Consider the following 23596-nt stretch of genomic DNA (forward strand, 5'->3'; position numbering starts at 1 on the left):
CAAGAGCGGTGCATACCACGAAATCTGGATCGACGGCGAGAAGTACTTCAACAGCGAAAAGCAGGCGCTCGATGGTGCGGGGATGGTGGTCGACTTGCCCGAGTCTGAGGAACCGTTCTACGGCAACAGCTACCTGCCGCGCAAGTTCAAGATCGGCGTCGCGCTCGACACCGACAACTCCATCGATGCCTACACCAACGACGCGTCGCTGCTGGCCATCACCGAGAATGGCAAGACGCTCGGGTACAACCTGAATGTCGGCGGCGGTTTCGGCATGACCCACAACAAAGCCGAGACGATCGCGCGTATCGCGTCGCCGATCGTGTTCGTGCCGAAGGAGCGTGCGGTCGAAGCGATGCGCACGGTCGTGGCGATCTTCCGTGACCACGGCAACCGCGAGGAACGCCGGGCCGCTCGGATCAAGTATCTACTTGAGGACTGGGGTGTCGAGAAGTTCCGGGCTGAGTTCGAGAAGCGTTTTGGCGAAGCCGAGGATCCGCGCGAGACGCCGAGGCCGTTCCAGTTCGACCACCTCGGCCGACACGAGCAGGGCGATGGCAAGCAGTGGGTCGGCGTCTACATCCCCAGCGGCCGGATCGTCGGTGAGTACAAGACCGCCTTCCGCAAGATCGTCAGTGAGCTTCGGCCTGAGGTCGTGCTCACGCCGGCGCAGTCGATCCTGTTCACCGATCTCACGCCCGAGCAGGCCGACCGGGTTGAGGCGATTCTCAACGAGCACCAGCTGCCGCTGGTCGAAACGCTAAGCGGTGCCCGGCGGTACAACCAGGCGTGTGTCGCGTTGCCGACTTGTGGGTTGGCGTTGACGGACGCGGAGCGGGCGATGCCAAAGTTCATCGAAGCGTTCGAGGCCGAGCTTGAGCCGTTGGGTTTGCTCAACGTGCCGATGACCGTGCGGATGACCGGTTGCCCCAACGGCTGCGCCCGGCCCTACAACGCGGACATCGGCTTGGTCGGTCGTAAGCCGGGCGTGTACCACCTGTTCGTCGGGGGCGGTTTGTCGGGCGATCGCATTGCCGATCTGTTCGCGGCCGACGTGCCCATCGGTGAGGTCAACGCCATCCTCCGGCCGCTCCTGCAACGTTTTGCGGCAGAGCGTTTCGGCGACGAAAGCCTCAGCGACTTCTACCGCCGACTCAAGGGCGAGTCCGAAGATCGAAAGCTGATCTGCGGCAAGGAAGAAGCAACCGCCGATCAAGTCCTCGGCGTTGCCGTGTAGCAACAGGTCCGAAGATTTGGCGCTGACATTTGCCGCCGACCAGGTCATGATTCACTAAACGATTCCGCTGCGCCGTTGTTGAAACCGTGTCGCGGCGACGCCTACTATTTTCAGTCGTAAGTGAACTTTCGAGTCTGATTAACGTAGAACTGCCATGCCCATCTCCGACGCCGAACTCGCCGAATACGCCGAAACCAAGGAGTACGAGTGGGGCTTCGTGTCCGACATCGAAGCCGACTCCGCGCCTCCGGGGCTCAACGAAGACACCGTCCGCTTCATCTCGGCCAAGAAGAAAGAGCCGCAGTGGCTGCTCGATTGGCGGCTCAAGGCGTTTCGTCATTGGCAGACGATGACCGAGCCTCATCACTGGGGCATGCTTCATTACCCGTCGATCGACTATCAGGACACGATCTACTACTCCGAGCCCAAGGCGAAGTACGGTTCCCTCGACGAGGTCGAGCCGGAGATCCTCGCCGAGTTCGACAAACTCGGCGTCCCCGTCGATGAGCGTAAGGCGCTACTCGGCATTCAAGAGTCGGAGTCCGAAGTCGAGGAACGCCTGAAAAAGCGTGGCGTCGCCGTCGATGCCGTCTGGGATTCGGTCTCGGTCAAGACGACCTTCCAGGACGAGCTTGCCAAGCACGGCATCATCTTCATGTCCTTCGGCGAGGCCGTTCAGGAACACCCCGAACTCGTCCGTCAGTACCTCGGCACCGTCATCCCGTACCGGGACAACTACTACGCCACGCTCAACTCGGCCGTCTTCACCGACGGATCGTTCGTGTTCATCCCCAAGGGCGTGAGTTGCCCGATGGAGCTGAGCACCTACTTCCGCATCAACGCAGCGAAGACCGGACAGTTCGAGCGGACCCTGATCATCGCCGAGGAGGGGGCCGACGTCTCCTACCTCGAAGGCTGCACCGCCCCGATGCGGGACGAGAACCAGTTGCACGCAGCGTGTGTCGAACTGGTCGCCCTCGAAGGCGCGACGATCAAGTACAGCACCGTTCAGAACTGGTACCCCGGCGACATGGAGACTGGCAAGGGCGGCATCTACAACTTCGTCACCAAGCGCGGCAAGTGTGTCGGCGACAACTCCAAGATCACCTGGACCCAGGTCGAGACAGGCTCCGCCATCACCTGGAAGTACCCGTCCTGCATCCTGCAGGGCGACAACTCCGTCGGCGAGTTCTACAGCGTCGCCCTGACCCGCGGCCGACAGCAGGCCGACACCGGTACGAAGATGATCCACATCGGCAAGAACACCCGCAGTTCGGTGATCTCCAAGGGCATCTCCGCCGGCCACGGCCAGAACACCTACCGCGGCCTCATTCAGATCCAGAAAGCCGCCACCGGCAGCCGCAACTTCACTCAGTGCGACAGCCTCCTCATCGGCGACCAGTGCGGCGCCCACACCGAGCCGTACATCGACGTCCGCAACACCACGTCGAAAGTCGAGCACGAGGCGAGCACCAGCAAGATCGGCGAAGAGCAACTCTTTTACTGTGCCAGCCGCGGCATCGAACTCGACGACGCCGTCAACATGATCGTCAACGGCTTCTGCAAGGAAGTCTTCGACGAACTCCCGATGGAGTTCGCCGTCGAGGCACGGAAGTTGCTGGACGTGAGTCTGGAAGGCTCGGTTGGGTGAAGAGGCCGCCGCGACCAATGTCGGTGATCGCTGCATGTTTCGTACCGCCGTCGGTCATCGTCTTCGGAACTTGGTACATGTTCGAATACCGGAATTGGTTCTTCGCACTTGTGATTCTCATTGCGGTACTGATCGCATTCGAATCTACACGGCTTGCGACCAAGGGAACTTATTAGAGATCAATCATGCCCCTCCTAGAAATCAAAAACCTCCACGCTGAAATCCCTGGCCGCGAAATCCTGCAGGGTGTCGACCTCACCATCAACGAGGGTGAAGTCCACGCCATCATGGGCAAGAACGGCTCGGGCAAGTCCACCCTCGCACAGGTCCTCATGGGCAAGGAGGCGTACGAAGTCACCGAGGGCTCGGTGACGTTCGACGGCAAGGACGTGCTCGACATGGGCACCGAGGACCGTGCCCGCGAGGGGATGTTCATCGCTTTCCAGTACCCGGTTGAGATCCCCGGCGTGAGCACCAGCTACTTCCTCCGGGCCGCGGTGAACGAGATCCGTCAGCACCAGGGCAAGCCGGAGTTCTCTGCCGTCGAGTTCCTCAAAGTTGTCCGTGAGAAGATGCAACTGCTCGGCATGGACGACTCGTTCATGAACCGTGCCGTCAACGAAGGCTTCTCCGGCGGTGAGAAGAAGCGGAACGAAGTGTTCCAGATGGCCGTCTGCGACCCGCGGTTCTGCATCATGGACGAGACCGACTCCGGCCTCGACATCGATGCCCTCAAAACCGTCGCCGGCGCCGCCGACAAGATGCGCGACGGCAAGCGCAGCTTCCTCGTCGTGACTCACTACAACCGGATGCTCGAGTACATCAAGCCCGACAAGGTCCACATCATGCTCGCCGGCCGCATCGTCAAGACCGGCGGCCCTGAACTCGCCCAAGAACTCGAAGACAAGGGCTACGACTGGGTCGAGAAAGAGGCGTTGGCGTCCGCTTGATCGGCGGATCGGACACGGAATCTCAAGAGATGCGATCTCATCTGCCGGCCTCGAAGCCGGCACCAATCGGAGCACTTACGATGACGTTGATGGATACCCAGCCCACCCGCACGACCAAGCCCGCCGAACACGCCAAACTCGTCGAGTTGGCCGAGAAGTTCGACGCCGAGACACCGGCGGTCGCGCCGTGGATCGCCGCGCTGCGAGAACGCGGTCGCAATCGCTTCGCCGAGGTCGGCTTCCCCGGTCGTATCGAAGAAGCGTGGCGACACTCCCACGCGAAGCTCCGCACGGTCCGCTCGACCGACTACGGCCTTGCCGCCGACGGTGACGGCAAGGCGATTTGTGACGATTACAGCTTCAAGAAGGAAGTCGCCGCCGAGTTGGTCTTCGTCAACGGACGCTTCGACGCCGACCTGTCCCGGACTGCTGATCTGCCGGGTGTGACCATCGGCCGGCTCACCGATGTTCCAGAGGAAGCCGAAACCGTCCTCGGCACGCTCGCCGACATCACCGCCAATCCGTTCGTCGCGCTCAACAACGCGTTTCTTCATGACGGCGCCTACCTGAAATTTGCCCGAGGCACAACGCTCGATAAACCGATCAACATTCTTTTCATCCAGACCACCGACAGCCCGGCACTCATTTCGCCGCGTGTCTTGGTCATTGCCGAGGATGAAGTCGATGCGACCCTCGTCGAGAAGTACGTCGGTACCGGCAACTACTTCACCAACGCCGTTGTCGAGGTTCTCACTGGCGACCGCTGCAGACTCGACCACGTCAAGCTCAACCAAGAGTCGGCCGAGGCCGCCCATATCTCAACCATGGAAGTGACGCTTGGCGAGGATTCCAACTTCGCTGACCACGCCGGTTGCCTCGGTGCGAGTTTCACGCGCAATGACGTGAACTGCACCCTCGCCGGCGAGCGCGTCCATGCCACGCTCAACGGCGTCGTCATCGGCACCGACAACCGCCACATCGACAACCACACGCTGCTCCGCCACAACGAGCCGAACTGCACCAGCTACGAGCTGTACAAGCACGTCATGGACGACACGTCCACCGGCATCTTCAAAGGCAAGATTTACGTCGATCAAAAAGCCCAGAAGACCGACGCGGTCCAGAACAGCCGAAGCCTGTTGCTTTCCGATGACGCACAGATGAACAGCCAGCCGGCGCTGGAGATTTATGCCGACGACGTGAAATGCACCCATGGCTCCACGACCGGCCCGCTCGATGAGGGTGCGTTGTTCTACCTCAACAGCCGCGGCGTCGACGCCGACATGGCCCGCCGTCTGCTCACCTACGCCTTCGCCGCCGACGTGACCCGCCGCATCAAGGTCGAACCGGTCCGGGCACGGATCGAAGACTTCATGGCCAAACAGCATGGCCTACCGACCGACTTCCGCATTCAGGAACTGGCGGAGGATACGGATGAGGTGGTTTACTAGTCTTGTCAGCCATTAGTTGCGGTTACGATGTCGTAGTGCGAAACACCCTCAAGCTTTCGGCCTGCCTGACCCTCGCTTTACTTGGCGTAGCCAGTTGTATCGCAGTCGCCCAGGAAAGTCCCAAGACATCGACTCGACCTGCTCCCGCGGTGTATCAACCCGATCGGGTCGAAGCATCGCTTCTAAGTCATGTGCTGCGCCAGTGGCTGCCGTCAGGTGACGACGCTATAGGCCAAACGGTATTTGTTAGCCTTGGGCCTGATGCTGGCGATCCCTCGGCGGTATTTCTCGGCCGCTTTGACGATCTGAATCTAGATCTTCGACCAGGTTCCCAAGCAAGACGTCCGAAGGTTGGTGAGAGGGAGTCCAAGAATCGATTTCGCGGCGTTGAAGATCCGGAAACCGGTAAGAGAGTTTATATCCACCATGTGTCTGTGAAGGATTGGATTAACGAAACCAAAGCGCGCGTCAGCTTTACGCGATACGGAGGTCCGCTGGCTTCTGACGGACTCACTGCAATCTACGAGTTCCGGGACGACCAATGGCAGTTGGTCGAAATCGAGTCGAGTTGGTTTTCGTAAGTACGATCGGTCGAAAATCGGTCTGAGTTCGAGCATAAACTCTCGCATCGCCTTCAACGCCATCCAACTTCGCACGCAGTTCCCGATCCTCGCTGAGCGGGTGAACGGGGAGCCGTTGGTTTACTTCGACAACGCCGCGACGGTGCAGAAGCCGGAGGCGGTGATCGAGGCGATCGCGGACTACTACCGCCATGACAACGCCAACGTCCACCGGGGCGTCCACACGCTCAGCCAACGCGCCACGACCAAGTTCGAGGCCGCCCGCGCGACCGTCGCCAAGTTCATCAACGCCCCTGAAACCGCCGAATGTATCTTCGTCCGCGGCGTGACCGAGGCGGTGAACCTCGTCGCCGCGTCGTGGGGCCGGGCGAACCTATCGGCCGGCGACGTCATCCTGCTCGGAGCGCAGGAGCACCACTCCAACATCGTCCCCTGGCAACTCGCCGCCGAGGCGACCGGGGCGGAAGTGAAAGTTATCCCAATGAACGACGATGGCGTCCTCGACGCCGACGCGTTCGAGTCAATGCTCGACGGCGTCAAGGTCGTGAGCATCCCGCACGTAAGCAACTCCCTCGGCACGATCAATCCGATCAAACAGTTTGCGGCCGCTGCGAAGCAGCACGGGGCGGTCGTGATGGTCGACGGCGCCCAATGGGTCGCCCACGCTCCGACCGACGTCCAAGACCTCGGCGTGGACTTCTACACCTTCAGCGCCCACAAGCTCTACGGCCCGACCGGCATCGGCGTGCTATGGGGCCGACGCGAACTACTCGACGCCATGAGTCCGTACCACGGCGGCGGCGACATGATTGAAACCGTCACCTGGGAGAAAACGACCTACGCCGCCATCCCCAACAAGTTCGAGGCCGGCACGCCGCACATTGCCGGCGCGATCGGTATGGCGGCGGCGATCGACTGGCTCACGCAACACGATCTCGCCGATGTCGCGCTACACGAGGAATCGCTCCGCGTCCGCTGCGAGGCCGGCCTGCTCGACATCGACGGCATCCGCATCATCGGCAACGCCCCGCACAAGGCAGCCGTCGTCAGCTTCGTCCACGAGACGGTCAGCAGCTACGATCTCGGCGTCGCGTTGGACAAGCGCGGCATCGCTGTCCGGACGGGACACCACTGCACGCAGCCGGTGATGGATCGGCTCGGGATCCCGGGGACGACACGGGCGTCGCTTGCGATTTACAACACGGCGGAAGAAGTGGACATGTTGGTGGAGGCGGTGCGGGAGATCGTGGCGGATCACGCGGGCGGCTCCGCCGCAGCCGCAAAGTCGGATGTTGAGTTGGTTGGGCCGGAGGCGACGGCGGGTTCCGTGCAGGACGCGGCGGATGTGCTCGCGGCGGACTTCGAGCTGGTCGCGGACATGATGAAGCCGGACGAGTATGTGCTGGAGTTTGCTGACAAGCTCCCGCCGATGCCGGCCGACGAGAAGACCGAGAAGAACAAGGTCCACGGCTGCATGAGCACGGTGCACCTGATCACCCGCAAGCGAGACGAACGGCTTGACCTGCTAGCCGACTCCGACGCACACATCGTCCGCGGTCTGATCGGCCTGCTCCAAAAACTCTTCGCTGGCCAGCGGGCCGAGGAGATCCTTGCGTTCGACGTCGCGGGCTTCCTCAAGAAGATAGGCCTCGACGCGCACCTCTCGATGGGCCGACGCAACGGATTGGCCGGCATGATCAACCGCATCCGCACCGACGCCATCGCAATGACAGACGAGGTGACGCATGCCCGGTAAATCCGACGACTACAAACCGTCCGGCAGCGTGAAGTCGCTCGGCGTCATCAATGCCTCCGACGCCAAGCTCGCCGAACTCAAGGCCGAACCGCCGACCCAGAGTGAGAACCCGCTCAATCGCCAGTCACTCATCGATCGTGCGCTCGACGACCTCACCCCCGAGAAGCGTCAGCTGCGCGAGAAAATCATCGATGCCCTGCGGCAAGTGTTCGACCCCGAACTGCCGATCAACCTCTACGACCTGGGCCTGATCTACCGTCTCGACCTCGACGACGCCGGCCACGTTGACGCCGATATGACGCTAACCAGCCCGGCCTGTCCCGTTGCTGGCGAACTCCCCGGCGAAGTCGAACGCGCGATCAAGGGTGTCGACGGCGTGAACTCCGCCACCGTTCAGCTCGTCTGGGAACCTCGGTGGGGTAAGCAGATGATGAGCGAGGAAGCCCTGCTCGAACTTGGCATGTTGTAGCAATCGTTCCGGGTGCCATCAGTCGGGCGGAGCCAGACTGATGCTGCGGGCGTCTTAGCCGGCATCACTCTGCCTTCGGCCGAGTGATGGCACCCAGAGTTGTTCAACCCCAACCCGCGATGCGTGCGCCGGTGCTTTCGATCGCGCTGCCGATGCGTTGCGGACTGACCTTCACTGAGGTGCCGAGTTCCTGGGCGAAGAGTTGGACGCGTAGTTCTTCGAGGTGCCAGCGGATGCCGTTCACGACCGCGGGGTCGGCGTCTTCGGGAATGCGTAGGTACGCCTCCCACAAGGGCCGCACGTCGGCCATCTGGCGCAGGTCACGCTTGAGCCCGGCGTTGGCGAGCTTGTCGTGCCGCACGCCGATCGCCCGCAGGTACCGCGGCAGATGCGGCAGCCACGCGACTGGCGTCGCCGTAAGAAAGTCCGCGGGCATCAGGTGCATCAACTGCTCGCGCATGTCCGCGAGTGATTCGTCCAGCAGGACGGAATGCTTGCCGTTGAGCTTCTGCTGCACTTCGTAGTAGCGATCCAGAATGTCGGCGGCGGTCCGCGCGATTGCTTCAGTCGTGGGTCGCAAGCGGTTCCACGCCGACTCGAGCGCTTCCTCGAACTGTGCACGACTGCGAATCTCACGCGGATCGTCACGCGCGAGCTTGTCGGCCACTGCGCGGGCAAGTTCGGTTTTGAGCCGACGCCCGCCACCGAGCGCGGTGAACTGCACGGCCATCCGGTCGATGCCAGGCACGTCGCCCATGTGCAACTCAAGCTCACGCGCATAGTCCAACGCGAAGAGCCGCCGAACGCCCTCGCGTGTCGTCTTCCTCGCCGCTGCCTCGGACTCCAGCAGCCGCAACGACACCGCGTCACCCTCGTCGACGATCGCCGGAAACCCTTGAATGGTGCGGCCATCGTGCTTGAACTCGACGCGATCGGGCAGGTCCGGAAAATCCCACACTGTCACGTCATCCCGAATCCACGGCGAGTCCGGCAAACTCGACAACGCATCCCGCGCTTCGCCAACGAGTGCCTTCTGCAACGCGCGGATGTCGCGCCCGTGCGCGATCGGTTTGTTCTTTTCGTTCACGACGCGAACGTTCATCTTCAGATAGTCCGCGAGCTTGGTCAGGTCGAACGCGTCGGGCGGGATGGTCGTGCCTGACTGTTTGCCGAGCGATTTGGCGAAGGCCTCGTAGAAATCACCGACGCCATAGTCCATCCAGTGAACGGCGTTTGCCGCGAACTGCGGGGCGGGCACGCATTGCACCCGCAGCGGCTTGGGCAGTGTGCGGATCAGGTCGACGCATCTTTCTTCGAGCAGTCCTGGCACCAGCCAGTCCAGCCGCCGCGGGTCGACGCGGTGCAGGTCGGCGAGTCGAACTCTCGCCGTAACCCCATCGGCGACATGGCCGGGGTCGAAGCGATATCGCAGCTTCAACTCGACATCGCCGGCGGTGATCGTGTCGGGGAACAGCGCTGTCGGCAGATCGTCCGCCGACCGAAGCAGTAGGTCCTCCGTCGACATGAATAGCACACGCCGATCGGTTTCCTCCGCGTCCTTTCGCCATCGCTCGAACGCGACCGCATCGACCACGCTCGCCGGCAGCTTCGCGTCGTAAAAGTCGTACCGCACCTCCGGCCCGGCGAGGATGTCGCGCCGGCGCGTCTTGCTCTGCATCAGCTGCAGCTCACGCACCAGTTCCGCGTTGTGCTTGAAGAACGCTGCACCCGTCTCGAAGTCGCCGTCGACCAGCGCGTGCTGGATGAAGAGCTGCCGTGCGGTCTTCGGGTCGTGCGGCGCGAGTGCGGTGCAGCGTTTGGGGATGATCGCGAGGCCGCCGAGCGTGACCTTTTCGAAGCAGATCGCCGACTGTCGCCGGGTGTCCCATTGCGGATCGGTGTAGGAGCGCTTCACGAGATGCTCGGCCGCGTGCTCGACCCACTCCGGGTCGATCGGCGCGACGGTGCGCGCATATAGCCGGGCGGTCTCGACCAGCTCGGCGGCCATGACCCACGCGGGCTTCTTGTCGAACAACGCTGAGCCGGGGAAGATGAAAAAGCGTCGGCCGTTCACACCGGCATACTCGTGCTGGGTAGTGCCGTTGGCGTTGCGGTCGCCGATGTTGGAGACGAGGCCGGCGAGCAGGGCACGGTGGATGTGCTCGGGTTTGGCCGGCTCGCGGTGACCGCGGATGCGCAGCTCGTGGGCGATCTCGCGGAGCTGGCGTTGGACGTCGCTCCACTCACGCATCCTGCGGACCGAGAGAAAGTTTTTCACGCACCACTTGCGGGCCTGGTTACCGCTGCGTTCGCGGGTGATGGTTCGGTACTCGTTCCAGAGTTTGAGCAGGCTGAGGAAGTCGCCGGCGGGGTCGGCGAACTTGGCATGGGCTTCGTCGGCTTTCTCCTTCTTGTCGAGCGGTCGCTCGCGCGGGTCCTGTATGCTCAGTGCGGCGGCAAGTACGAGCACCTCGTTCACGCAGTTCCACTCGGCCGCGGCTAGGACCATGCGGGCGATCTTCGGGTCCACCGGCAAGCGGGCGAGCTTGCGGCCGGTCGGCGTGAGCCTGCGGCGGGCGTCGAGCGCCTGCAGTTCCTGCAATGCCTTGAACCCCTCGCGCAGCTGCCGATAGTCCGGCGGGTCGATGAACGGGAACGCCTCCGGCTCGCCCAGCCGCAATGTCATCATCTGCAAGATCACCGACGCGAGGTTTGTCCGCAGAACCTCCGGCTCGGTGAACTCGGGCCGACTGTTGAAGTCATCCTCCGAATACAGCCGCACGCAAACGCCGTCGGACACCCGCCCACAACGCCCGGCCCGTTGGTTGGCCGACGCCTGACTGATCCGCTCGATCGGCAACCGTTGCACGCGGGAGCGCGTCGAGTACCGACTGATCCGCGCGAGTCCGGGGTCGATGACGTACCGAATGCCCGGCACCGTTAGCGACGTCTCGGCGATGTTCGTCGCGAGCACGATGCGCCGTTTGCTGCTTCCCTTGAAAATCTTCATCTGGTCCGCACCGGACAAGCGGGCGAACAGCGGCAGCACTTTGGTGTTCGGAAGTTGCGCCTTGCTCAACGTGTCGGCGACCTCGCGGATCTCGCGTTCGCCGGTGAGAAACACGAGCGTGTCGGCGTCGTTCGGCGAAGGTGCTTCGCGGGCGAGTTCGCGGCAGTGCCGAAGGATCGCCTGATCGATCGGTTCACCGTCTTCGTCTTCCTCGTCCGGATCGGTCAGCGGGTCATACCGCACATCGACGGGGTACGTACGCCCACTCACTTCGATGATCGGCGCATCACCGAAGTGTTCGGAAAACCGCTGCACGTCGATGGTCGCCGACGTGATGATGAGCTTCAGGTCCGGGCGTTGCGGGAGCAGGCGGTGCAGGTAGCCCAGGAGGAAGTCAATGTTGAGCGAGCGCTCGTGTGCCTCATCGATGATGAGCGTGTCGTACTGATTGAGGAAGCGGTCGCGCTGGGTCTCGGCCAGGAGGATGCCGTCGGTCATCAGCTTGACCAACGTTTCCGGGCCGGTCTCGTCGGTGAAGCGGACCTTGTAGCCGACGATCGGTGCGGCGAGCTCGGAGCGGATGCGGTCGGCAACGCTGCGGGCGGCGATGCGGCGGGGTTGGGTGTGGCCGATGGTGCCGTACACGCCGCGGCCGGCGTCGAGGCAGATCTTGGGCAGCTGCGTCGTCTTCCCGCTACCGGTTTCACCGGCGATGATGACGACTTGGTGCTCTCGAATCGCCGCGGCGATTTCGTCACGCTTCTGACTGACGGGCAGCTCGTCGGGGTACGAGATGTCCGGCACGAGCTTGCCGCGCCGCTCGGCTTCGGCGGCGCTTTCGAGGATGCTGTCGACGTCGCGCGACTTGGTCAGCCGATACCGGTCGCGCAGCATCGTGCGCCCCAGAAGTTGTTCCGACGGGTCGGCCACGCGGGAGTCTACGCGGCTCTCACATTTCCAGATTCAGAACCCGATACACCGCCTCGGTCGCCGCCCGGACGGTGCCCGCGAAGCCGGGGTCCTGCAGGTCCATCGGCACGACGGTCTTGGGGTACCTGCTCTCGATCACCTCGGCGAGCTTGGCGTGGAGGGCGGGCGTGTACTTCACCCCGCGATGCACGGCGGCGAACTGGCCCTCACTCATCGGCACGCGCAGGCGCAGGCATGCCGGGCCGCCACCGTTGCGCATCGACTGCCGCACGTCGACCGCGACGGCCCGTGTGATCGGGTTCGTCTTGTCAGTGAGCACCATTTTCACGACCTTCGACGCGTGCACGTCGTCGAGCACGTCGGTCGGGTGAACGAGCGCCATGCTCCCGTCGGGCAGGTCGACGATCTGGCTGTTGAACAGGTACGACGACACGGCGTGTTCGATGGGCAGCATCGTGCGTCCGATCATGACGATTCGCAGCGGTCCGCCGCATCGCTTCTCGAACTTTTCGATGAGCTTCTCCATGACGCCGCGTTCGTGGAGCAAGGCGTCCTGATGAACGAGCAGCGCGTTCCGATGGCCGACGCAGATGACGTCGTTGTGGAAGACGCCGGCGTCGATGGCGTGGGGATTCTGTTGCACGAACGCCGACGCGGCGTATGAGATGCCGTGGGCGTCGGCGACGGCTTCGCTGGCGGTGCGGTACTGGCGTGCGGGGAAACGGTCGGGCGTCGGGGCCGAGACGTCGGTGTCGTCGAAGCCGAAGGTGAAGACGTTGAGCCCGGGGCCGCCGTGGTCGACGCAGAGGCGGGTGTGGTTGGCCGCACCTTCATCGGGCATCGCGGGGTCTAGGGGTTCGTGGATCGCGAACTGCTCGGCGTCGGCGAAGACCTGCTGAAGGATCGCCTCGGTCTGCTCGGATTCGAGCGCGCGGTGGGGCGTGCTAACGAGGTTGGCGGGGGTGAGGTGGAGCTTGCCGTCATTGGCGTCGGGCGAGGCGGTGATCGTCGCGGCGTTGGCGGTCCACATCGCGCTAGCGCTGTAGGCCTGTGCGAGAAGCTCGGGGTGGTTCAGGCCGGCCTCGTAGATCATGTCCTGCTCGGAGCCGGACAACCCTGCACGTTTGAGCACGCGCAGCTCGGGACGTGAATGCGGCGGGAGCACGCACTGCTTCACGCCCAGCTCGTGCAGCGTCTTGACCTTCGCCAGTCCCTGCAACGCGGCGGACCGCGGATGGGCCGGGGTGTTGGCGTGTTTCATCGACGCGACGTTGCCGGGTGAAAGGCCGGCGTAGTTATGCGTCGGGCCGACGATGCCGTCGAAGTTCACTTCGAAAAAGTCACTCACGCGTCCGATGGTAACCGCAAGTCCGGCGGGGTGATCGTCGGGTTCTCCAGCGATGCGATCGGCACGTTGCACGCGTCGATGGCGAAGAAGCCGGCGGGTCGGCCATTGCCGGAGTGACCGTGCCCGCCGAAGGGCATGCGGCCGGCCGCACCGACGGTCGGGGCATTGTGGTGGAAGATGCCGAAGCTGGGCATTGTTTCTTGAGCATGCTTCCACTGCGTCGCCTCATCAGTCAGCACCGATGCGCTCAATCGGTAGGGGGCAAAGCTGCGGTGGCACGCATGGTCAAAGTCAACGCACCTTTCGATCTTGAGCAGAGGTCCGAACCATTCTTCGCTTGTCGTCCGACTTGATTCGACGATTGCTGGAGTGAGTCCGCTTCGACCGATACGTTCAGGTTTGAGTAATGGGTCGCCGAGCTCGCCGAAGCGCGCGAGCAACCGTTCTGCCGCAGCTGGCGTGATGAGCGGGCCGGCGAAGAGGTCGTCGGCCGGGTCTCCGATCGTGAGTTTGCTTGAGAGCTCGACCACGCGCTCAAGCAGGTTCGGCGGCGCATCGGGTGAAAGAAGTAGCCGCCGCGCACACGTGCAACGCTGACCGGCGGTCACGAACGCGCTGAACACGATTAATCGCGCTGCCGCGTCGACGTCCTCGACCCGGCCGACGACGATCGGATTGATGCCGCCAAGTTCGAACATGCGCACCACGTGCGGAGCCGTCGCGAGCCGTTGGCTGATACGCATCGCGGTGTCGTAGGCGCCGGTGAAGCAGACGCCGTCGGCGATGTCCAGCAGATCGCTCGCGACGTCGCCGCCGCCTTGCACGAGTGCGAGACACTCCGGCGGTACGCCGGCGTCGATCCAGGTGCGCACCATGAACTCGCCGCAGGCGGGGGCGAGTTCGGACGGCTTGAAGATCACGCCGTTGCCGGCAAGCAGTGCTGGGGCAATCTGACCGTTGGGCAGGTGGGCGGGGAAGTTGAACGGGCCGATGACGAGGATGGTGCCGAGCGGGGCGTAGGTGATTCGTCCGTTGCTCAGTTCGACGTCGGATCTGCGTTCGGCTAGCGCGTCGATCGTCAGCTCGATCTTGGCGATGCACGCCCCGGCTTCCTGGGTCGCCTCCCACGTCGGCTTGCCGACTTCAGTACGGATCAGGCCGGTCAGTTCGTCCTTCCGCTCGGTCAGTAACTCTGCGAAGCGGCGTAGCATCTCGATGCGTGTTTCGAGCGGAGCGTTCCAGCAACGGATCCGAGCCTTCCGGTCAAGCGGCGAACGTACTTCGAGGACCGCGTCACCGGTCCATGGATTCTCCGACACCGTCGGCGCGCCGTCGCCCGCGATCCACGCGCCGTCGATGAAGTTCTCACCAGTCAGTTGCATGCGCGTATCGTCGCGGCAACCGCGTTGCGGAGCAACGCAGCCATGCGGATCAAGGTCGATTTGCGATGAGTCGCGTTGCTCGACAAGGCGTGCTTACAACGCAAAGCTGCGTTGCTCCGCAACGCGGTTCATTCGATCTCGCGGGGTCGTGTCGTGACAACGTCCTCGGCGTCGACGGCGATGGTGCGTTGGAACGGGTCGTGCATTTCCGCTGCTTCGCGGGTCGCGTCGACCTCGGCACGTAGCGGGGCGAAGCGGACGCGCTGGCCGACGTCGACGTTGAGCATGCGGGCGGTGTGGTGCGGCAGGACGATCTCGTCGCCGTCCATCTTGATCACGCTCGGCATCGCCATGAGCTTGACCGCGTCGGTCGCGACCAAGTGCGTCGGCTCGCCGGGGAGGTCGATGATGCCGGCGACGATCGTCGTGCGGCTCGTGCGGACGCTGCGGATGTCCGGCAGCTCGCACTCGAGCATCGGGCCAGCGTCGAAGATGTCGACGTGGTCGCGGAAGGCGAAGCCTTCGCCTTCGAGCATTCGCCGCGCCGGTCGCGCGTTGTCGTGGACGTGGCCGATGACCGCCTGGGCTTCGGGCGGGAGCATGTCGACGTAGATCGGGTGGTCGGGCATCAGCTCGGCGACGAACTGCTTCTCGACCAGCGACAACGCGTCGGCGGTGGTGAAGTCGACGCCGAAAAAGTGTTGTCCGATCGCGTCCCAGAACGGACTTGTCCCATCGCGGCGGAGCTTGCCGCGGATCTCGGCGACGACGCGCGGGTCGAAGCGGTGGGGCGCGTGGGCCATGAGTTGCATGCGGGCCATCGAGAGCGCGCGGCCGTTGCCGCCGCCGCGTGCGTCGGGGTGCAGGAACAAACCGCCGACCTCGGCCGGCCCGTCGTGCTCTTCGATCAGGTGCAGCGAGCGGACGGTCTTGTCAACGTCGAGTTGTTCCGAGCGGAAGCGTTCGCGGACCAGGCGGTAGTTGTAGAACGGTTGGAAGCCGCCGGTTTTGCTGACGATGTTGGCGGTGCCGATGACGTCGCCCTCGTCGCTGAGTAGGACGAACTGATACGTCTCGCCGCCGGGCTTACGAACGTCGGCGGCGAAGGCTTGTTGGCTCGAATCGATCTTGCGGGCGAGTTCGTCCGGATCGGTCGGCAGTGATGTGATCTGCCCCTTGGCGAGGACGGCGAGGTCCACCAACGCCGGCAGGTCCGCACGGCAAACAGGTCGGATCAACGGCATGCGATCAAGCCTACCACGGCAGCCCGTCGCGTTCGATGCGGCGTAGCACCGCCGCCGTCAACTCCCCTCGACTGCGCAGCGATTCGACGTCGCACCATTCGTCGAAGCTGTGCAACCCGCCCCCGATGACGCCCATCGTGTCGACGTTCCTCAGGCCGGCGGCGGCGAGTTTGTTGCCGTCGCAGACACCGCCTGTGTCGCGCGTGCCGATGTCCACGCCGATGTCGCGGCCGCAGTCGGTGACCAGATCGATCAACGGTCCGCACGCGACCTTCGGCGGGCTGAAGAACGCACCGTGCAACTCGACCGTGATGCCCTCACGCCGCCCGAGCACCAGCGCAAGTCGACGCAGGTCATTCTCGAACCCTTCCTGCTTGTCGGCGTCGGCGACGCGAACATTCAGGCGGATGATCGCGAGGTCGGCCACGACGTTGCTCGGTCCGCCGCCGTCGATCTTGCCGATGTTGACGGTGACGCCGTCCGCCGCATTGAGCCCGACGAGAAGGCTCGCCGCCTCGCAAGCAAGATGCAGTGCGCTGCTGCCGTCGTCGAAGTTTCGACCGACGTGGGCGGACTTCCCGCGCAGGACCAAGTCGAAGTTGCCGCTGCCGCCGCGGTTGGCCGCGAGCATGCCGTCGACGGCCGGCTCGAAGACGAAACCGACGTCGTGCTTCTTCGCCAACTCATGCAGCAGCGGCGTGCTCGACGGGCTACCGACTTCCTCGTCGGGATTGAGCACGACGGTCCACGGCAGACCGACATCGGCGGTGCGCAGCGCGTGGAGCATGACGACGAGTCCGCCCTTGAGATCGGCGACGCCGGGCCCGAAGAGCTTGCCAGCGTCTCGGCGTGCGGTGTGGAATTCGGAGTCTTTGCGGAAGACGGTGTCGAGATGGCCGCTGAGCAGGACGGCGGGGCCGGTGCCGCGCTTGCTCAGCACAACGGCTGGGCCGACCGGGAACTGCTCGATCTGGCCGTGAGCCGTGACGATTTCGCGCGGCGGGAGGCTGTGCCACTCGACCTCGTCCGCGAGCGGCTCGAACTGCGTGACCGCCGTCTCGGCCATCGCGCGCACGCCCAGTGCGTGGTCGGTGCCGCTGTTGATGTTGGACCACGCGATCGTGAGATCGGCCAGCTCGTCGGCGGTGGACATGTCAGACGATATGCGGCAGCTTCGCGGGGTCGGGCACGGCGTAGGGGCGGAACTTTTCCTGGGTGCCGCGCTCTTCGCTGCAGAGCAACGCGCGGTAGAAGCCGAGGCGATTTGCCGCGGGGGTATCGATGAGCACCGACGAGTCGTTGGCCGACATCTGGAAGAGCACGCGACCGTCGAACTCGCGCAGGGCTTCGCGGCCGAGCCGGCGTTCGAGACTTGCATAGGTGTCGACGGTTGCGATGACATGCACGCCGACCGGCGGACCGTCGCGGAGAATCTCGAGCAGCAGTTTGCCCGGCGGGTCGGCTTTCGCGGCATCGTCGTCGCCGAGCATGCTGGAGAAGGCGGAACTGCTGCCGAACTCGTCGTGTTTGGTCAGATCGCGGAAGCGTTGAAGTTGGTGAATGATCACGAACAGCGGCGGGGCAGCATCGCCGTCGGCACGATTGCGAACTTCATCGGCGGCGTCGGCCAGGACGTCGGGCAAGGCGCGGTAGTCTGCGAACTCCGCGTCGGCACCGACGGCCTGCGCGACCGAGCGGGTCAGGCCGTGCAGCAACGCATCGGTCGGCGTTCCGTCGCACACGAGCATCCGGGCACCCTCGGCGGTGTGGTGCAGGCTCACCACCGTCGAGGCGATCAGCGCGGCGACCGATTCGTCCTGCTGCCCGACCACGAGCAGGTGGCTGCCGACCTGTCGACGGAAGGGAAAATGCGTCGGCGGTCGGATCGCGACCGCTTCGCCCATGTACGCCACGGCTTGACGCACCGGCTCGCCCTTGAGCTCCACGTTGTCGGCGAGGTCCGCCGGGGCGTTGCCTTCGAAGACGGCCAGCTCGCGCGGCGGCTCGTCGTCGGCACGCTCGGTCAGCCGCCGCAGGATCTGATCGCGCTCCGCATCGGGAAGCCAGGCGACCTGGAACGGGCTGTTGTTCTCGATCGCGCCGCCGGCGTCGTTGTAGATCGCCTCGCCGGGCCGGGTCAGCAGGCGGGCGGCAGTGTTGTCCTCACCGAGGATCAGTCGGCTGTCGTTCTCGGTGGTTTGCAGGGCAACGCGGATGGCGATCTGGCCGAGCGTCGAACGGGCCAGCCCCGCGCCGCCGGCGATCGTCTGACTGCCGAGCACGACGTGCATGCCGAAGGCGCGACCCTGACGGACGAGGCGGTCGATGAGCAACGCCGCTTCCTGCGCGAGCTTGTCGTCGTCGCTGAAGAGTTCCTGAAACTCGTCGACGACCAACAGAATGCGTGGCATCTCGACGTCCGGCTTCGCCTCGCGAAACGCGGCCAGATCCTGCACGCCCGCATCGCGGAACAGGTCACCGCGGCGGGCGATCTCTTCGTCGAGTCGTTGAAGGACCGACAAGCCGAACTCGCGATCAGATTCGACGGCGACGGCGCGGGCATGGGGCAGGCGGTGGGTGGCGTAGGTCTTGAACTCGACGCCGCGCTTGAAGTCGATGAGGTAGAGCGCCAGTTGGTCGGGCGGGTACTGCAGGGCGAGGTTGCAGATGAGCGCGTTGAGCAGCGTGGATTTACCCGAGCCGGTCTTGCCGGCGATGAGCGCGTGCTGCGCCACGCCCCGGCCGAAGCGGAAGTGCTGAATGCGTGTCGCGCCCGATCGACCGACGGCAACGCCAACGTCTCGCGCCGTGTTGCCGGTCCAGAGCGTCTCGGGCGTGATCGTTTCGAAGGGCACTTCGACCCGCTTCGCATCCTTCGCGGCCCGTCCGATGACACCAAGCACGTCGGTGAGTTGGGCGTCATCCGGCGGCGTGTCGAGTGTCAAGTGGAATCGGCCGAACACGTCGTCGTCCCAACGGAAGCGGCTTTGTTCGTCGTCATGGATCAACACCGATGAGCCGTTCTCCAGGTCTTCGAGCAACGTCGTCGACGCCTGCCACGGTTGGCGGACATCGAGGGCGGCGACGACGTGGACGCCGCAGCGCGGGCCGGAGGAGATGATGCTGCTGAGCCGTTTGAGCGAAGCCTCGGAGAAGTTGGTCGGCAGATCGGCGATGACGAGAAACCGGTACGGCTCGGCAAGTTCGCCGGCCTGCTCGTTGTAGTCGTCGATCGTCGCGAATGCGTTACGCAGATACTTCTGGATGACCGTCTCCATGTGCTCGGTCAGGTCGGTGAGCTGCCGATCGATCTGGTCCGCGTCGGTCCAGACGCGCCCGCCGACGAGGGCGTCGTCGTCATCGGCCAAGTGCATGAAGCCTGCGAACGATTCGCCGAGGCTCACCGGGTCAATGAGCGTAAAGTTCACCCGTCCCGGCGGCAGCGACGTGAGCAGCCGGAGCATTACCAAACGCAAGGTGTCGACCGCCGCGGCGCGCCCGGCCGGCTCGTGCTTGAGGAGAAGGTTCGCGTGATCGGGGAATGCCAAGAGTGCCGGCACGTCGTACGGCTCGGGCATCGGCAGGGTGTCCGACGCCTCGGGGCTGTTCAGGTCGACGTGCATCTGGCCGAATCGCACCGTCGGGCTAAACGTCGTCGACGGTTGCCAGCTCCGCCAATCCTCGATGGCCGCGAACTCCGGTGCGTCGGACTCGGCCGCCATCGTCTGTGTGATCGACAACGCCTCGGCCCAGTCCTTCTCGAGCTTCGCCCGGCCTTGGGTGTAGGTGCCGCCGGACTCACCGAGGATCTTGTCGCGCTTGGCGATGACCGGGGCAAGGTCGCCGTCGTGGGTCGCGTCGATCTCGGCGAGCTTGGCGTCCCACTTGCCGTTGAACTCGTCATGGCCGGCTTGCCGTTCGGCCTTGAGTTTGTCGAGGCGGAGCTTGTGCTCGTTGTCGGCGGATTGGCGCGCTTCGGCATGGCGAGCTTTGATCGCGGCACGCTTGGGGGCGAACTGCTCTTCGAGGGTGCGGAGCTCGGCGGCGAATGCGGCTTTTGCCTTGGCCACGGCGATGTTCCGGGTGTCGTCGGCCGCGGTGCGCTCCGCCTTCGCGCTACCAAGCGTGACCGCCGATGCTTCGGCGAATGTCGCGAGCCCGGCATCGAAACGTTGATCGGCCCAGCGTTTGATCACGAAGCCGAACGCCAGGACCGCGACGAACGTCCCACCGACGATGCTGCCCATGAACACCGGGTCTGGCGTCGTCCGCAGCAACGGCTCGATCCCGCCATCGGTACCCACTTGGATGACCTGCGACACGATCGCCGCCGCGACGAGTAAGAGAAACCCGATGATCCACGGCGTCACGTCGACGAACAGCCGGGGAAGCTTCGCGGATTCGAGTTTCTGGAGTGTGTCGGTGACGACGTCGATGTTCTCCGACGCTTTGCCGTTGGGTTCCGTTGTCGGTTCGCCATCTGGCAGGCCAGGCATCTTGCGGCCATACCGGTCGGCAAGACCCGCTGCCGTCTCGGTCGATTCGGCGACTTGCTTCTCGATGTCTTCGAGCGCTTCGTCGATCGCGTGGTAGGCCTCCTCGGCACGATTTACGTCGGCGTCGCGGACCGACTCGGCGAGCCACTTGGCGTCCTGGTGTTCTTGATCGAGCTTCTTGCGAGACTTGCCGTACTTGCGTTTGAGCGACGTGCGGGTGGCGTCCGCTTCGCCTTCGAGGATGGCGGCTTCCTTCTTGTACTTGGCGTCGACCGTGCCGAGGTCGACCTTGCGTCGCTCGGCGACGGTCTTGCGCAGCTTGTCGTAGCGCTGCTTGAGCATCGACTCCGCCTGCGTGAACTCTCGGCTCGTGCGGCGTTCGATGTCGGTTCGGTTTTTCTCCAGTTCCTGCTCGATCTCGGCGCAACTGTCGGCGAGTCGAACCAGGGTGCCGAGTGCCTCGCGCTGTTGGGTGCGGCGGTCGGGCTGATCGGTCGGGGGTGTCTCGTGCGGGTCCACTTGCATCTACCTTACATCAGTCGCCGTCTTAATCCTCGTCGCACTCACGCCGGGCTTGGTGAACGGCCTCCTGCAAACGGTTCATCGCATCGGTCGCGGTGCGGACCGAGGCGAGCAACGGCTCGATGATCTCGGACTCGAGTTGGTCCGCCAAGCCGTCACGCCAGACTTCACGCGTTTGCAGCCAGTGGATTTGCAGGTCCTTCGCGGCTTGGTTGAGTTGTGCGGTGCTGTCAGCGATCGCCATCGGCGTCCTCCCAGATCACCCGGCCGAGCGGGTCGACAATGCGGCACACGGCACCGCCGCTGCTGACGACGCACGAACCGACCGGCAACCGCAGCAGTTCGGCCAGGTGCGGCGCTTTGGCCGCGAGCTTGCCGTGGGTCAGGGTCACGACCGGCGCGGTGCCGGGCTCAGCCGTGGCCGGGCCGACGTGCCAGCCGGTGTCGGCATCGTCGGCGGGTGTTAGACGTTCGAGGTACAGCGCGGGTTCGTCGCCGGTCAACGCGAGGGTCAGCGCGTCGTACCGGCCCGGCGGGTCGTCTTCGAGCAACCGCGCCGCCGCTTCCCGGGCGTCGGGCGGCACGTCCGGCAACGGCGGCACCGCAGACGATCGCGCGGCCTTGCGCCGGACCTGTGGCTTGGGCGTCCGCTTCCGGAGTGTCGCGGCGTCGGGGAGCGCACCGTCAGAATCGGTCGGTGTGGCGTGGTTCGCCATGCTCGGTGGTGGGCCGTCGATGCGGGAAGTCATCGGCTCGGACTTCGCCGCGGCATAGGCCTCGAGGTTTTGGATGGCCTGGGCGAGTTTGGCGAGCGTGACGGGAATCTCCCGGTCGAGCATGCCCTTGAGTCGCCCGGTGGAGCCGCGGTATTGGTCGATCTCGCGGCGCATCAACGGCTTGTTGCGTGCGGTGGCGCGGGACTTGTCGTCACAAACCTCGACCCGCGCGGCGGCTTTACGCATGTCGATCATTTCTTCGATCGCGCTCTGCTTCGCACCGGTGGCGTCGGAGAAGTAAATCTTCTGGCGATAGGCGTCCTTGGCGCGCTCGGACCACTCGCGGGCCTTGCGGGTTTCGGCCTTCCAATGGCCGGCCTGATTCTCAAGCCAGTGCAGCGTTTCATTGCCGACCCCCTCGGTCGATTCCACCGCCGATGCTGCCGTGTCGGCGAACTTCACAAGCGCGATGCGCAGCGCTTCGAGGGCCTGGAATGAACGAACATCTGCCTGGTCGTGCATGGTGGGTTGCCCTGCCGTGTCATCCTGAGCGCAGTCGAAGTATCTCTTCGGTTACGCCAGCCACTCCACTCCCGAGCACGAAGAGATCCTTCGACTGCGCTCAGGATGACACTGTGAGGACGAAGCTAACGACCCTTCAAATACTCCTCCGCAAGTTCAGCCTTTTTGTTCAGGAACGCAACATGCTGCTCGGACTGATCGACGAACCGCGCCAGCATGCGGACGGTGTCGTTGAACGCGTCGGAGAACTTGCGTTGTTCCTGGTCACGCCAGGTGTTTTCGAGGTTGCGCATCCGGCCGTGAACGGCGCCGACGAGCGATTCGAGGTCACGGTTGAAGCGGGCGAGGTCCTTGGCGAACTTACGCAACTCCCCAGGGTCGACGATGGCTTGGGACATGCGTGCAGGGTAACGGTTTGGCGTCTAGCATGCCCGGACATGTCCGAGACGAAATACAAGATCGTGTTGACCCGCCACGGCCAGAGCGAGTGGAACAAGAGCAATCAGTTCACCGGCTGGACGGACGTGCCACTCACCGAGCAGGGCCGCGAGGAAGCACGCGCCGGCGGGCAGTTGCTCAAGGACGAGGGGTACACATTCGACATCGCTTACACCTCCCGTCTCAAGCGGGCGATCAACACGCTCTGGGAAGTGCTCGACGTGATGGATCTGGCATGGATCGACGTCGTCCGTGACTGGCACCTCAACGAACGGCACTACGGCGCGCTGCAGGGTTTGAACAAGGCCGAGACTGCCGAGAAGCACGGCGATGATCAAGTGTTGATCTGGCGGCGCAGCTACGACACGCCGCCACCGCCGCTCGAAGCCGACGACGAACGCGCCCCGCACCACGATCGCCGCTACGACGACGTGCCGCGCGACCAGTTGCCGTACACCGAGTGTTTGAAGGACACGGTCGAGCGTGTGATGCCGTACTGGTACGAGAACATCGTGCCGCAGATCAAGGCGGGCAAGCGTGTACTCATTGCCGCCCACGGCAACTCGCTGCGAGCGTTGGTGAAGTACCTTGACGGAATCAGCGACGAGGACATCGTGAGCCTGAACATCCCGACGGGCGTGCCGCTGGTGTACGAGCTGGACGCGGACTTGAAGCCGGTGAAGAGCTACTACCTCGGTGACCAGGAAGCGATCGCGGCGAAGGCCGCGGCCGTGGCGGCGCAGGGAAAGAGTAAGTAGAGCAACGTCATCCCCAGCGCAGCCCGGGGGGGTAGCAGCGGGGGGCCGGCGGCGGGAAAATTAAAACCCCCAAAGAGGCGAGAAGCCACCGCGGCGCGCGGGGGGAACCCGAGGAGAAACCACAACAAAAACACC

The 23596-nt window shown here is 64.1% G+C and carries 17 protein-coding genes; 8 read left to right on the forward strand and 9 right to left on the reverse strand.

The window, feature by feature from the left end; genetic code table 11:
• The 7 genes from AAGD32_14170 to AAGD32_14200 form a co-directional block, all read left to right on the forward strand.
• Positions 1-1237: hypothetical protein (locus AAGD32_14170; GenBank protein MEM8875390.1), on the forward strand; the 1237-nt coding region annotated here is incomplete at its 5' end.
• Positions 1238-1391: 154 nt separating this feature from the next.
• Entirely contained in the window at positions 1392-2888 is a 1497-nt protein-coding gene (gene sufB, locus AAGD32_14175) for a Fe-S cluster assembly protein SufB (GenBank protein MEM8875391.1), read from the forward strand.
• 185 nt (positions 2889-3073) lie between these two features.
• Positions 3074-3838 carry a Fe-S cluster assembly ATPase SufC gene (sufC, locus tag AAGD32_14180; GenBank protein ID MEM8875392.1) on the forward strand — a complete coding sequence of 255 codons (765 nt, stop codon included), beginning with the start codon at positions 3074-3076 and terminating at the stop codon, positions 3836-3838.
• 89 nt (positions 3839-3927) lie between these two features.
• On the forward strand, positions 3928-5289 hold the full coding sequence (sufD, locus tag AAGD32_14185; protein MEM8875393.1) for a Fe-S cluster assembly protein SufD: 1362 nt from the start codon (positions 3928-3930) through the stop codon (positions 5287-5289).
• 35 nt (positions 5290-5324) lie between these two features.
• Complete coding sequence (locus AAGD32_14190; protein ID MEM8875394.1) at positions 5325-5870, forward strand: hypothetical protein; 546 nt, start codon at positions 5325-5327, stop codon at positions 5868-5870.
• A gap of 100 nt (positions 5871-5970) precedes the next feature.
• Complete coding sequence (locus tag AAGD32_14195; protein ID MEM8875395.1) at positions 5971-7626, forward strand: SufS family cysteine desulfurase; 1656 nt, start codon at positions 5971-5973, stop codon at positions 7624-7626.
• A complete protein-coding gene (locus AAGD32_14200; protein MEM8875396.1) occupies positions 7616-8095 on the forward strand; it encodes a DUF59 domain-containing protein in 480 nt (159 codons plus the stop codon). The genes AAGD32_14195 and AAGD32_14200 overlap by 11 nt, the downstream gene beginning before the upstream one ends.
• 103 nt (positions 8096-8198) lie before the next feature.
• Here AAGD32_14200 and hrpA read toward each other — a convergent pair whose 3' ends face one another.
• The 9 genes from hrpA to AAGD32_14245 form a co-directional block, all read right to left on the reverse strand.
• Positions 8199-12035: an ATP-dependent RNA helicase HrpA gene (hrpA, locus tag AAGD32_14205; GenBank protein MEM8875397.1), complete on the reverse strand. Its 3837-nt coding sequence runs from the start codon at positions 12033-12035 to the stop codon at positions 8199-8201.
• Positions 12036-12054: 19 nt separating this feature from the next.
• Positions 12055-13383, reverse strand: coding sequence for an N-succinylarginine dihydrolase (locus AAGD32_14210; protein ID MEM8875398.1), 1329 nt, complete (start codon positions 13381-13383; stop codon positions 12055-12057).
• Positions 13380-14765, reverse strand: coding sequence for an aldehyde dehydrogenase family protein (locus tag AAGD32_14215; GenBank protein MEM8875399.1), 1386 nt, complete (start codon positions 14763-14765; stop codon positions 13380-13382). The genes AAGD32_14210 and AAGD32_14215 overlap by 4 nt, the downstream gene beginning before the upstream one ends.
• 128 nt (positions 14766-14893) lie before the next feature.
• Positions 14894-16009: an arginine N-succinyltransferase gene (locus AAGD32_14220; protein MEM8875400.1), complete on the reverse strand. Its 1116-nt coding sequence runs from the start codon at positions 16007-16009 to the stop codon at positions 14894-14896.
• 10 nt (positions 16010-16019) lie between these two features.
• A complete protein-coding gene (locus AAGD32_14225; protein MEM8875401.1) occupies positions 16020-17162 on the reverse strand; it encodes a hydrolase in 1143 nt (380 codons plus the stop codon).
• A gap of 1 nt (position 17163) precedes the next feature.
• Positions 17164-21024, reverse strand: coding sequence for an FtsK/SpoIIIE domain-containing protein (locus tag AAGD32_14230; GenBank protein ID MEM8875402.1), 3861 nt, complete (start codon positions 21022-21024; stop codon positions 17164-17166).
• A gap of 28 nt (positions 21025-21052) precedes the next feature.
• Positions 21053-21271, reverse strand: a complete 219-nt coding sequence (locus tag AAGD32_14235) for a hypothetical protein (GenBank protein ID MEM8875403.1) — start codon at positions 21269-21271, stop codon at positions 21053-21055.
• Positions 21258-22265, reverse strand: coding sequence for a hypothetical protein (locus AAGD32_14240; GenBank protein ID MEM8875404.1), 1008 nt, complete (start codon positions 22263-22265; stop codon positions 21258-21260). The genes AAGD32_14235 and AAGD32_14240 overlap by 14 nt, the downstream gene beginning before the upstream one ends.
• A gap of 125 nt (positions 22266-22390) precedes the next feature.
• Positions 22391-22663 carry a WXG100 family type VII secretion target gene (locus AAGD32_14245; GenBank protein MEM8875405.1) on the reverse strand — a complete coding sequence of 91 codons (273 nt, stop codon included), beginning with the start codon at positions 22661-22663 and terminating at the stop codon, positions 22391-22393.
• A gap of 39 nt (positions 22664-22702) precedes the next feature.
• Here AAGD32_14245 and gpmA point away from each other — a divergent pair, with 39 nt between their 5' ends.
• Positions 22703-23461, forward strand: coding sequence for a 2,3-diphosphoglycerate-dependent phosphoglycerate mutase (gene gpmA / locus AAGD32_14250; GenBank protein MEM8875406.1), 759 nt, complete (start codon positions 22703-22705; stop codon positions 23459-23461).
• Positions 23462-23596: the final 135 nt, after the last annotated feature.

It is taken from the genome of Planctomycetota bacterium, assembly GCA_039182125.1.
GTDB lineage: Bacteria > Planctomycetota > Phycisphaerae > Tepidisphaerales > Tepidisphaeraceae > JBCDCH01.